This is a genomic window from Wenzhouxiangella indolica, assembly GCF_042310355.1.
Classification (GTDB): Bacteria; Pseudomonadota; Gammaproteobacteria; order Xanthomonadales; family Wenzhouxiangellaceae; genus Wenzhouxiangella.
Window position 1 is genome coordinate 123,607 of record NZ_JBHJMR010000002.1, and the last position, 13,809, is coordinate 137,415.

Annotated in this window: 3 protein-coding genes; all 3 read left to right on the top strand. The window is 65.9% G+C overall.

Annotated elements, in window-relative coordinates; translation table 11 throughout:
• Nucleotides 1–7: 7 nt before the first annotated feature.
• The 3 genes from ACDC67_RS03770 (at nt 8) to yajC (ending at nt 13,778) form a co-directional block, all read left to right on the top strand.
• Complete coding sequence (locus tag ACDC67_RS03770; protein WP_376690742.1) at nt 8–8,362, top strand: SBBP repeat-containing protein; 8,355 nt, start codon at nt 8–10, stop codon at nt 8,360–8,362.
• A 2-nt stretch (nt 8,363–8,364) separates the two neighbouring features.
• Entirely contained in the window at nt 8,365–13,281 is a 4,917-nt protein-coding gene (locus ACDC67_RS03775; protein WP_376690744.1) for a Calx-beta domain-containing protein, read from the top strand.
• 164 nt (nt 13,282–13,445) lie between these two features.
• The gene (gene yajC / locus ACDC67_RS03780; RefSeq protein WP_376690746.1) at nt 13,446–13,778 is read left to right on the top strand and encodes a preprotein translocase subunit YajC; all 333 of its coding nucleotides are present in this window, start codon (nt 13,446–13,448) and stop codon (nt 13,776–13,778) included.
• Nucleotides 13,779–13,809 lie beyond the last annotated feature (31 nt).

Sequence of the window (13,809 nt, forward strand, 5' to 3'; positions counted from 1 at the left end):
TGTCTCAATGATGCCAGTTTCAATCCATTCCAGAACATTCGGCCTCGCGCTTGTCGCGCTGTCACTCCTGCCGTCTGCCGCGCACGCCGTGTGGCCGACCAGTGCGGGCGGCGACGGCGATGACCGCTCCAATGCCACCGTGGTCGGGCCAACGGGGGCCGTCTACGTAACCGGCAGTTTTTCGGGCGAAGCCGTTTTCGGCGACGGCGTGACGCTCAGCGCCCGCGGGCCCGACGATATCTTCGTGGCCCGCTATTCCGCCGCCGGGACCCTTGACTGGGTCACGCGCGCGGGCAGCAGTCTCTCCGACCAGGCCAACGACATAGCCCTCGACGAATCCGGCGATGTCTATATCACCGGCCGTTTCTCCGGGCAGGCCGATTTCGGTAGTACCGAACTGTCCTCGGCTTCCCTCGACACGGATGTTTTCGTCGCCAAGCTCGACTCGTCCGGGCAGTGGCAGTGGGCCAAGGCCGCCAACGGCGACCATGATGACGAGGGCACCAGCCTGGTTTTGTTGCCGGGCGACAACACGACGATTCCGCCGACGCCCACCCGGGCCGTCATCGGCGGTTACTACGAATGCGAGCTTTCCTTCGAGACCCCCGCCAGCCCGCCGTTTGATCCATTCAGTGAAACGCTCAGCAACCCGGGAGAATGCGGTAGCGAACGCAAAGAGCGCTATTTCCTCGCTGCTATCGACTCTGACGGCGCGTGGCAGTGGGTGATGGGCCAGCCGGAGCAGGGAGACGGCTTCGGCATCGAAAGCCGGATCACGGATCTCGAAGTGAGCGAATCGGGCTCGGTCGCGGCTCTGGCCGATGCCGAACTGCGCACCGGCAATTTCTTTACCGGGGGTAACTGGCTGCGGTATCTCACCGGCTTTTTCGTGCTAAATACGCCGGGTGTGAAGGAGAACGTCCTCGAGCTCAACCAGGACTTTGACTTCACGGCCGCGAGCAATCCCCGCCTGCACCTGCTCCACCGCTGGGATCTGGATCAGCCGACCACCTGCTACGACATCGCCACCATGGATTATTCCACCGACGGTGGAAACTCCTGGCAGCGGATCAACCCCGCCTGGTTCAACACCTTTGGCTTCAATGGCGTCCAGAACGGATTCGAGAGCAACCCGGTGACGGGGCTTGGCTGGTGTTTTCAGAGCCCCGCATGGGACGTCCCCATTCTGAGCGATCTCGACCTGTCGGCGCTCAGCGGGGAGGAGTCGGTCCGATTCCGCTGGGTGCTCGGCGAGGGGGCCGCCGTGGGTCGCCTTTACTGGCAGATATTCCTGATCAATCTGTTCGACGACAACGGCAGCCTGTTTGGCGGTGTGCAGGACAGCGAGGCTTCGGTCATCGGTCGCCTGACGAATATCGACCAGGGCGAGCCGGCGTGGAGCTGGACCAAGGAGACTGCCGAGGGCCTGCGGCTGGATAAGATCGAGTTCGCCCCGGTTGTCGACTCGACCATCTACGCGGTGGGCGAATCGTCCGGGGGCGTCACCCTGCCCGAGGGAACGAGCAATCTCGACACCGCCGGCGCGGCGGTTGTCAGCCTGTCGAGTTTCCAGGGTGATTTCCAGTGGGGTCGCTCGTACTCGGGTGGAACGGCCCGGGATGTGGTGCTCGATGGCGATGACCTGTTCATCGGCGGTGACTTCATCGACTTCGTGACTTTCTTCGAGGATGAAGGTGGCACGCTGGAATCGGCCGGCAACAGCGACCTTTTCGTCGCCAAGGTGAACGCCCAGAACGGCCTGGTGGAGTGGGCAACCGGCGGCGATCGATACAACGAGGACGGCGGGATTCCGGCCAAGGCCGGCGGTTCCGGTGATGCCGAAATGACGGGCCTGGCCTTTGATGGCCTCAACAATCTCTACGTGACTGGCAGTTTCTCGGGTCAGCTGGTTTTCGGACAGGACGCCGAACTCTTCGCGCCAACCGGCCGCAACGTCTACCTGGCCAATATCAGCACCCTGGGTGGTTTCTTCGAGGTGCAGGGCTGGCCCGTGGGCGAGGCGATCGAACCGCCGCCCAACGCGGATCTGAGCTCCCAGGCTTCCGCTCCGGATGTCTTTATCAACGGGGTGAAATCCGATGATGCCATCGGAACGCGATTTTTCTGGAACGTTCCGCCGGGTCAGGATGGCAAGCTCTATCCGCTCGACGTCGTACCCAACGTCGAGCTCCGCTGGCGCGTTGCGGGCGAGCCGCCCGAGAGCGAGGAGCGTATCGTCCAGGTGGGCCAGGCTTCCTGGCCGACCGAGGCCTGCACCGACGGAAACGACGCAGACTGCTACCAGGTTCATGTCGCCGGCGCGCCCACGGAGCTGGAAGCGGCGGGCAGCGGCTTCCGTTTTCTCGAGGCGTTCGAGCCCTCCGTCCAGGCCAGCAACGGCAGCGCCGATTCCGGTGTATTCACCGCGACCGCGCCGGGCTTCTCGGTGCTCCTCTATGTCGAGGGCTCGAGCCCGGATCCCTTCCAGAACCCGATTTCCATCGATGTGGTTCGTACCATGCCGCCGCCGCTGTCGCCCAACTACGCCCGCGGCGTACGCTGGACCATCGGTGAGCCGATCATCGAGCCCTACCACAACGAACCGGGCCGAACCGGTTACGTGCTCAACGAGAAGGCCTTCTACGACGGCGCCGGCGAAGACGCCGCCTACGACCGCGCCGCGCGAACCGGTCATATCATTCCGGTCAACCGCACCCGGCCCGGTCGCATCCAGGATGCCGGCAAGGAGATGGTGGTGGCCTGGTACCGGCGCAACGCCAAGGGCGTCTACTGGCCGCGGCGGGCGATCGAGTATCTACCCGACTGGCCGCTCGATCCGGAGCGCATCATCATCGCCAGCCAGAAGGGTGCCGAGAATCTCGGCCAGGCGCCGCTGAGCCCCATCCAGTACCCGGATCTGCGCATCTACCAGCAGCCGGTGCCGAGCGAGCCGGGCTACAGCCCGAACGCCGCGCACGCTTTCTTCGCCCCGTCCAACGACGGCTCGGGGATTCTCGCCCTGTTCGCGCTGCGTGCGGACTTCGGCGTTAACCTGCCCGACGATCCGACCTCGGCGACCGACCCGTACGTGCTGGTCAAGTACTACGATGAGGACCTCGATCGCTGGGCCTTCCGCACTTTCTACGTCACTGCCACGGGCGCCGGCTTCGACAACTTCGAGTTCTCGGGCGAGGCGGGTACGGCGGTTGCACCACCGTATCCCCTGTCGTTGCTGCCGGGCTGTGCCGAAAGTCGGGCCGTGGGTCAGGCGATCAACGATCCGCAGCCGCCGCCGCCGTTCTTCACCGACTACAAGAACGGCCTGTGGAGCAAGTCGGCTGGCTCCGGGGCCATGCGTTTCTGGTATCCCCTCCAGCCGGGCATGGTGTACGACGTCGACAACAATGACTTGCCCGATGCCGCCGAGGGCGTGTGCGTGCCCTGGATGTCGCGCCTTCCCGCCGAGGACGGCGGCACGGCCTCTCCGATCAACCCGATCGAGGTCGGTTACAGCTTCAGCTGGCCCAACCCGGCGCCCCAGCTTCTGCCGGGCGAGACGCTGCTGACCCAGAAGCGCGGCCTGCCGAATATCCTGCAGCAGGATGCCGTCGAGGTCGTCTTCGACGAGTTCCGAGAGGATATGGAGGCCGCCGGCGGCGCCGAGCCGACGGACGCCCTGGTCCAGCTCATCGACCCGCTCAACCCCCGTTTCGTGATGCTCGAGGCGCTCGAGGGTGTGGCCACCGAGCTGGACCCGGAAACCGGCTTCCAGGTGATCACCGGCAGCGGCGACGGGCTCGAGAACCTGCCGGTCAGCATTCGTCAGCGGCTGCGCTACGATCCAATCAACCAGCGCCTGGTTTTTTCCGGTGTGTTCGACGACACCATCGCGGGCGACCCGCTGCTGCTGCTCAACGTCATGAGCTTCCGAGAAGCGCGCATCCTCAAGACCATGGACGGCAGCGCAACGGATGCCGACGAGGACATGGACAAGGCCTGCGACACGCTCGACGACGAGTGCAGCTGGTCGGAAGCCATCGAGGCACTGTTGCGCCTGACGCGTAATCCCAACGGAATCAACCGGATCTGTCTGCAGGATGCGATCGACGGCAATACCGGCGAACGGATCTGCGCGGTGGACCGGCCGGTCGATCGCGGCGAGCTGCTTGTGGCGTTCGAGGATCCGGTTGTCGAGGCCGAAGACTTCGAGGAAGGCGATCCCAACCAGGGCCTGATCGAACCGTTCAAGGCCGAGGGGGTCCAGCCCGCGTTGACCGCCGGTGCCGCGCAGAGCGTCGGCTGGGTGACGGTAGCCTTCAACAACGATCCGCAGCTCGACCCGGCGCCGGTCAGCCTGTCGATCATGCGGGTCGACTGCCTGCGCAATCCGCCGCCGCCTGACCCGGCGGAGATACTCAGTACCTACCAGGGCCAGCTCAACGTCATCGCGCCGGACAATATCTTCGACGAGCAGCTGACGCTTCGCCACTCGGGCGATTTCGGCGGCGATCCCGATGCCTTGCAGTTCGAGTGGTACTTCCAGCCGGACCTCAGCGGCCTGCCGCCCGAGGAGCTTCCCGATCCCGACTCCGGCCAGCTCAACGGCTGGTTCAAGATTCCGGTCGACAACAACGGCCAGGGCGAGAACGAGGTGGTGATCGAGGGCGCCAACATCCAGACGCTGTCGGACAACTGGTACCTGGCCCGCTACCAGGGCCTGCCTGTGTGCAACAACCAGGCCGAGTGGAGCCTGTGGGCCGGTCAGCCCGGGGCGACGCCGACCGACCAGCGCGCGCAGCTTGGCCAGGGCTGGGTGACCCGTGTCCTCGGGCGGCTCAACCCCTTCGAGGCCCGGGTGCAGGATTTCCATTCCTCGCCGACCAACACCTACTCGAGCATGCTGGTGCAGCTGGGCGAGCGCTACGAGGGCGATATCCCGCTGACCTCCAATCCCGAGGTGCTCAACAGCATCGGCCTGATCGAGGCCTACACGACGGTCATGCGCCGTGCCATGGACCTGTCGGTCAACGCCGTCCCGCCGGTCGACTACGGCCCGGTCAACAATGCCATTCTCAACGTGTCCACGCGAATCCTGGACTTCTATGCGCTGCTCGGCAACGAAGCCTACGCCGACGCCCAGGATCCGACCATCGGCTTGCTGACCAGCGGCGAGTTCGAGAGCTTCGCGCCGACGATCTTCCCGTTCCAGAACCAGACGGCGTCCCTGCTCGAAGAGGAGCTGGTGCTGTTGCGCGGGCGGGACGACTCCCAGGGTCCGATCGCCGCCAACCCGGTCTACAACCGCTTTTTCTGGAACTTCACCACGGGCGACGGTGAGGTCGCGTATGCACTCAACTACGGCATCACCGACCAGAATACCGATGGCGTCATCGACGAGTTCGATGCCCGCATCCAGTACCCCCAGGGTCACGGCGACGCCTGGGGCCACTACCTGACGGGCCTGAAGACGCACTACGATCTCCTGCGCCATCCCTTCTTCACCTGGAATCCGCGTGCCGATGCGGTGCCCGTGGCCGGCGTGCCGCTGCAGGTGGATTTCTTCGACGAGCGAAAGTTCGCGCAGGTGGCCGCGGCCAAGGCGCGCACCGGTGCGGAGATCGTTGACCTGACCTACCGGCGCTTCTACGTCGAGGACCCGCTCGGCCAGTGGCAGGGTTACAAGGACGACGACGAAGAGCGCGCCTGGGGCCTGTCCGAATGGGCCCGGCGAGCCGGGCAGGGCGCATTCTTCGACTGGGTGATCGGCAACGCCATCCTGCCCGACGAGGATCCCGACCCGGGCAACGGCGGCATTCAGCGCATCGAGCGCGGCACGGTCGAGGAGCTCAACGAGATCGTCGCCCAGTTCGACAGCATCCAGGGCCAGCTTGACCAGGCCGACCGCGGGCTCAATCCGCTGGGGCTGGCGCGCGACGTGGTGCCTTTCGATATCGATCCCTCGCAGGTCGACACCGGCAATTCCCCGGTGGAGAACAAGACCCACTTCGAGCAGATCTTCGCGCGTGCCACCACCGCACTCGACAACGCGGTCGAGGCATGGAATTTCGCCAACCAGCTCAACCGGATGCTGCGCTTCAACCAGGATTCCACCGAGGACCTGACTGCCAATGCAAAGGCCACCGAGCGCGATTTCAAGAATCGCCTGATCGAGATCTTCGGCTATCCCTACGCTGACGATATCGGCCCGGGCGGCGTCTACCCCGCCGACTATGACGGGCCCGATCTCTACCACTACATGTATATCGACGTGCTGGAACTCGCCGGCGAGGAAACCAACCTGCTCGAAGGCTTCGACGTCGAGGGCGATCTCGAGATCAACCGCTTCGAAGCCGAGTTCGGGCCGATGGCCGGCGGCTTGAACTTCTTCGATATCGACGAGGCCGGCAAGTTCAGCAACCTCGATTGCGACAACGACCCCCAGGCCGCCGGCTGCGCCCTCGGCGACACGCCCGAAGGCACGGTCGAGACGATGGAGATGGTCACCTACAGTTCGCCGGCCTTCGGCCTGAGCTTCGGCAAGCCGCCCGAATGGACGAGCCGCCGGCGTGCGACCGGGTCGCTGCAGAACGTCCTGCACGACATTTTCTCCGCCCGCCTCGACCTGGCCCGCACCCTGGAGGAATACGACCAGGCGCGCCAGCGCATCCAGGACAAGCTCGACGAGATCGCGGCGGTGTTCAATATCCGTCAGAATCAGCTCGACGTCAGCAACAGCGAGCGCGACACGCTCAACACGATGAGCGAGCAGGTCGTGGCGCTCGAGCAGACCGGCGCGGTTGCGCGGACCGCCGGGGAGATGGCCAAGGATCTGGGTGAAGGCGGCGCCGAATGTTTGCCGAAGAATCTGATCGCCGGCCTTTCTGTTGGTGGCGATGGTACGTCCGCGATCCGCTGCACCTTGAAGAACGCCGGCTTGCTGGCCAAGGCCGTATCGGATGGCATTGGCCAGGGCTTCCAGACGGCCGGGGCAGTGGTCGAGTCCAACATGGCCGATGTCTCGCTGTCGGCGGCCATCGATCTGCAGACCTTCGACAACCGCCTCGAACTGTTCGGGCTCGAGGGCGAGCTGACCGAGTTGCTGCGGCGCGAGCCCTTGCTGCGTGTCGAGATCTACCAGCGCGCCGAGACTATCGAGGAGCTGTACCGCAAGTATCACCAGCAGCTCGCCGAGGGTCAGAGACAGCTGGCGTCGCTGATCCGCTTCCGCAAGCAGGGCGCGGCGGAGACGCAGGAATACCGCTACCAGGACATGGCATTCCGCATCTTCCGCAACGATGCGCTGCAGAAGTACCGCGCGACCTTCGATCTGGCAGCGCGCTATGTCTACCTGGCCGCGGCCGCCTACGACTACGAGACCAACCTGCTCGGCAGCGATCAGCAGGCCGGGCAGAAGTTCCTGACCGACATCGTGCGCGAGCGCTCGATCGGCCAGATCATCGGCGATGAACCAGTCGCTGGCTCGCGCGGCCTTGCCGACCCGATGGCGCGCATGGCGCAGAACTTCGAGGTGCTCAAGGGCCAGATGGGCTTCAATAATCCCCAGGTCGAGACCAACCGCTTCTCGCTCAGGCGCGAGTTGTTCCGGATCGACGACGGCGAAGCCGGCGACGAGGCCTGGCGGCGTGAGCTGGAGAACGCGCGCGTCGACAACCTCTGGGACCTGCCCGAGTTCCGGCGTTTCGCGCGGCCGCCGCAACCGGAATCGGCCGGGCCGCTGCCGGGACTGGTGTTCCGCTTCCCGACCACCGTGACCTTCGGCCTGAATTTCTTCCACTGGCCGCTCGGCCCCGGTGACAGCACCTACGATGCTTCCCGCTTTGCCACCAAGGTGCGCGGCGTGGGCACCTGGTTCCGCGACTACGCCGGCCTGCCGTTGACCGAAACCCCGCGGATCTACATGTTCCCGGTTGGTGCCGATGTGCTGCGCTCGCCCACCTTCGATGATTTCACGACGCGCCAGTGGCAGATCATCGACCAGGTGCTGCCTGTGCCGTTCCCGATCGGGCAGCAGGAGCTGCAGGATTCGAACTGGATTCCCCTGGCCGACTCGCTTTCGGACAGTTTCAACGAAGTCCGGCGCTACTCGCAGTTCCGTGCGCACCACTACAGCGAGCCGTTCGACGAGAGCCAGATCGCGACCGACAGCCGCCTGATCGGTCGCTCGGTGTGGAATCGCGAATGGGTCGTCATCATCCCCGGCGGCAGCCTGCTCAACGATCCCAACGAGGGCCTGGATATCTTCATCAACGGCCAGCCCGAGGGTGGCACGAGCGAGTCCGACGCCCCCGGGGTTTCCGATATCCGGATCTTCTTCAATACCTATTCCTACTCGGGTAACTAGCCATGTATTCAGTTCAATCCCAGAGTCCACGCCGCTTCGCGATCCTGTTGCTCTGCGCCCTGCTCGGGGCGAGCTTCGCGGCATCGGTCGGCGCTTCGATTTCCGAGCCGGACCACCTGCTCTACGGCCAGGTGAGCTGGTACGGCGAGCCGGTCGGCGAGGGCGAGCTCACGCTGCAAGTGCCTGCCTGGGACGGCCCGGTCGCGCGCTACGAACTCGGCTCGGACGAGAGCCTGGGCGGGCAGTACGCGCTACGCATCCCGATGAATTCGGTCGGCGAACGAATCGAGGGCACGGCGCGGGCCGGCGATGAAGCGTCGATCTATCTCGACGGCGAGCTGGTTGCGATGGTCGAGGTCGGTTCGCGCGGCATGGCGCGCCGAGTCGATGTCGATCCCGAGACGCTCCAGATCATCGGTGTGGGGATGAGCATTGCCGATACCTCCGTCGACGAGGGCGCGGCCGGAGAAACCGTGCCGGCCGAATTCGTCGTCAGCCTGACAGAGCCGATGGAAACCCCTGCCAGCTTCGAATGGGCGACATCGGCCGGCAGCGCCACCGGCGGAAGTTCCTGCCAATCGGGCGCGGATTACATCAGCGATTTCGGAACCGGCACAATCGCGGCCGGCGACACCGAGACCACCGTGACGGTGGCGACCTGCGGTAACGACGTGGCCGATCCCGACCGCGACTTCTTTGTCGAGATCAGCGATCCTTCCGAAGGCTTGCAGATCGTGCGTCCGCTCGCCGTGGCGACCATCCTGGATACCGACACCCGACCCGTACTCGGCATCCAGGGTGTGACCATCGCCGAGCCGCCGGCGGGCGGCACGGTCGAGGCGATCTTCCGCGTCAGCCTCAGCGAGAGCTGGAACCAGAACGTGACGGTGCAGTTCGCGACCCAGAACGGTACGGCCGTCGCGGGCGAAGACTACGTGGCGACTTCCGGGACGGTAAGCTTCGCGCCCGGCCAGCAGAGCCGGCAGATCCCGGTCACGATTCTCGCCAACCCGACCACCAGCGAGAACCGTAATTTCTTCGTCGAGCTATCCAATCCGGTTGAAGCGACCATTGGCGGGCAAGGCCAGGCCCAGGGCCTGATCGTCGATGCCCTGCAGACCCTGGTGCAGGTCGACAGCCTGGTCGACGGTGTCGGCGTCGAGGGCATGAGCGATCCGGCCCGCGTGGCGGTCAGCAGCCCGGACGGCGCGCACGTGTACGTGGTGTCGCGCACTGCCGATGAACTGGTGATTCTCGAGCGCGATAGCGAGAGCGGCCAGCTGACGCCCGTCGAGAGCCTTTCCGTGGCCGAACTGGCCAGCGCGATCGGACGCGATATCGGCGGCATCGACGGCTTTGCCGACCTGGTCATCAGTCCCGATGGTGCCAACATTTACGCTGTCTCGGAAGCCGACAACGCGATCGTGACGCTGGATCGCCAGGCCGATTCCGAGGCTGCCGATTTCGGCCAGCTCACGCTTTCGCAGGTCCTGTTCGACGGTGATCAGCCCATTCCCACCGCACCGCCGCCGATTTCCGGACTGTCGGGGCCGCGCGCGCTGGCCGCCAGCGCGGACGGCGACAACGTCTACGTGGCCGCCGGCGGCAGCCCGGGCTTCGTGGTCGTGTTCTCTCGCGACAGCGGCAGCGGTGAGCTGGCCTTCGAGCAGTCGCTCGAGCGCGGCGCGCTCGACCCCGTGGGCAACGAGGTGCGGGGCATCGGCAATGCCTCGGCCGTGGCGCTGTCGGGCGATGGCAGTCAACTCTACATCGCCGGGCGGGCCGACGACGCGGTGGCGATCTTCAATCGCAACACCGCCCAGGACGGGCGCCTGAGCTTCGAGAACCATCATGTCGAGGGCCAGGGTGGTGTCAGCGGCATCGCCGCGGCGACCTCGCTGGCGGTCTCGGCCGACGGTGCCCAGGTCTACGTCGCCGGGCACGACAGCGCGGCCATCGCCATCTTCGAGCGAACCGGCAACGATCTCGCCTGGGTCGAGGCACTGGTCTCGGGCTCGGGCAATGTGCAGGGTCTCAACGAGGTGGAATCCATCCGGCTAAGCCCGGACAACGAGTTCCTCTACGCGGTCAGCACCGGCACCAGCGACCCGGAGAACGTCACCCCCGGCAACCTGGTCGTCTTCCGCCGAGACGGGGCCGGCGACGCCGATCCCGGCAGCCTCCAGTTCGAGGAAATCAAGCGCAACGGCGTGGCCGGCATCAACGGCCTGTGGGGCGCCTCCGGAATCGCGGTCAGCCCCGACAACGCCCATGTCTACGTCGTGGCGCGCTTCGATCGTGCGATTACCACCTTTGCCCGCGACCTGCTGGAACCGGTCAATCCCGAGCTCGAGAGCGTCACCCACGAGATCGAAACGTGGAACGTCGAGCCGCAGATCGAGATGCAGTGGACCGGCGCGCTCGATCTCGACCCGTCCGGCGGCAACCTCGGATCCGGCGTGGCCGGCTACTCGGTCGAGTTCACCCGAGACGCCAGCCCGTCCCTCGACGCAGAACTCGATGTCGCCCACGAAGATGATCCCAACGGCGTCGTCAGCGAGGCTCTCGAGGACGGCGACGATCACTGGTTCCACCTGCGCGTGTGCGACAACGCGGGCAACTGCTCGGAGCCGGTCTCCTCGGGCCCGTACTGGATCGACGCCACCCTGCCGCAGGGTCCGTTCGATCTCGACAGCCAGACCCACGAACCCGGGGCCCCGGCCATCCCGGAGAACGTCATCGAGGTCAACTGGACCGCGGCGGTCGACCCGGGCGACGAGGCCAGCGGCATGGTCGGGTACAGCTACTCGTTCACGCAGAGTCCCGACAGCGTGCCCAATACCCTGGAGAACCTGGGCGCCGCCGATACGACGGTTAGTTCCGATCCGCTCGGCGACGGCTTGTGGTGGTTCCATATCCGGGCCCTCGACGCGGCCGGCAACGCCGGTGACACGCGCTCGATCGGGCCCTTTGCCGTGGGCGACGACGTGACCGCCCCGCGCGTGTTCGGGGTCTCCGCGGTCGCCGCCCCGGACGGCGACCTGATCGTGGCCGAACAGGCCTTGACGGCGGCGACCAGCCAGCTGCTGGTGCGTTTCGACAAGCCAATGCGTTCCGATGGCCCCGGCGCGGCCGACGACCCGGCCAACTTCCGGCTGCTCAGCGGGCATCACGAGGCTCCTGCCGTCGACTGCGGCCAGCCCGACGCGGGCCTGGTCGCGGGCGTTGAGTACCTCGGCGAGGCACAGACCAGCGTGCTCGATATCGCATCGGACACCGGCCTGGCGGCGGGAGACTACACCCTGGTCGCCTGCGACAGCCTGGAAGACTTCAACGGCAATGCGCTCGACGGCAACGGCGACGGCCTGCCGGGCACGGATTACCTGCTTCGGTTCTCGGTGGCATGGACCAACCTCGTCCCCAACCCCAACTTCGACGCCCCCCTGGGCGCCGACAACTGGGTGGCCAACCCCGGCGACGCGATCGCGATCGATTCCGGTACCGATGCCGGCGAGGCTGAAACTTCCGGCTCGGTCGCCATCGAGACCGAGGTCGGCGGGCCGGCGAGTTACGTCATCAACCGCTGCGTTGCGATCGATTCGCAGCTGCTGGCCGGGTACGCCTTCCAGGCCCGCGTGCGCATGGTCGACGCCGAGGGTGATCCCAACCCGGTCGAGGCAACGGCATCCATGGCCTTCTTCGAGGAGGCCAACTGCGAAACCAGTATCGGTGGCGATTTCGTCAGCAACAGCGTCGGCGGCGACACCGACGGCGCCTGGGCCAACCTGAGCACCTCGGTCTCGCCGGGTGCCGTGGCCGGGGCGGCCGGCGCACTGTTGACCCTCAACCTGGACTTCCCCGAAGGAGAATCCTTCCCGGTGGACGTCTGGTTCGACAACGCGCACTTCTTCAGCTTCGGCGACGGCGACCTGCCGACGGCTCCGCCGGCCGTGTCGCGAGTGCTCAGCTCGCACGGTGCCGAGTACGGCGACCTGGCGCAGCCCCTGCCGACGGAAGCGACCGTCACCCAGCTGGTTCCGGAATTCACTCGCGGTGTGCAGACCGATGCCGGCGGGCTGGCGCCCGAGTCGGCCAACAATCCCGACAATTACCGCCTGTTCGACCTGGGCGGTCTGGCGCGGGGTGGCGATCCCGACTGTGATGCCGCGCACGATATCGGCATCGCCGGTGTCGAGTACCAGGCGGCACGCAAGCGCTCGGTTGTGCGGCTGGCCGGCGACCGTGGCCTGCCGGCGGGCAATTATCGACTGGCCGTGTGCCGGTCGATCCGGGACTTCGACAACAACGAGCTCGACGGGCAGGGCGACGGGACCGCGGGGACGGACTACCTGCTCGACTTCGAAGTGGCCACGACCAACCTGCTGCGCAACCCGAATCTCGATCGAACGTTGGGGCAGTGGAGCGACAGCTTCGATCCCGGTACCGGCGAGCTGCGCTGGTCCGGGGCCGATGCCGACGGCCTGCTGAGTTCGGGCGCCGTGCGCGTGCGTCACGACGGCGGGCTTGGCGCCGAGTACGCGGTCGAGCAGTGCGTTGAACTCGACGGCTTGAGCGAGCGCTTCGCCATCGGGGCGAGCATCCTGGTCAACCAGGCCTTCGGGCAGGCACCGGTCGTGGACGGCCGCGCCGACTTCTTCGATGGGGCCGGCTGCACCGGCGGCGAGCTCGGCGAGCTGGCCACCAGCGCGCCGTTCGCGCACGGCGCCGGCCAGTGGCAAGCGACGCTGGCGCGTCTGCCGCAGGTCCCCGACGGGGCGGTTTCGGCCCGCGTTCGCTTCGAGGTCCGCGCCGACGGCGATGTCGAGGCTCCCTTCGACCTGTGGCTCGACCGTCTACTCTTCCGCTCCGGTCGTGCGGACGTGATCTACCGCAACCGCTTCACGCCCGAGATCTACTGACCGGCGGATGGTGCGGGCCCGGCCGGGGTCCGCACCGCAACTCGCGGTCACATCGCGCTGCGGTGTGGCCGTAGTGCCATTCCTGTGCCATAATTGCGCGTTTGTATCCGTTCGCAACGAACCCCAGATAACCCCGGACGCCAACAGTCTTTGAGGAAGAATCTATGGACTTTCTGATCTCCAGCGCCATGGCGCAGGACGCCGCCCAGCAGGCACCGTCGATGCTCGGCAGTCTTCTGCCGCTGATTCTCATCGTCGTCATTTTCTGGTTTTTGCTCATCCGCCCGCAGATGAAGCGCAACAAGCAGCACCGCGAGCTGGTGGCGAGCCTTTCGGTTGGCGACGAAGTGGTCACGGCCGGCGGCATGCTCGGAAAGATCACGGAAGTGGGCGAGAGCTTCGTGTCCATGGAGCTTGCCGACGGCGTGATCATCAAGATCCAGCGCCATTCCGTCGCCCAGGTCGTGCCGAAGGGAACGTACGACTCGTCGAGCTGAGCGCACCGATGATTTTTCCGCGGCGATCAAT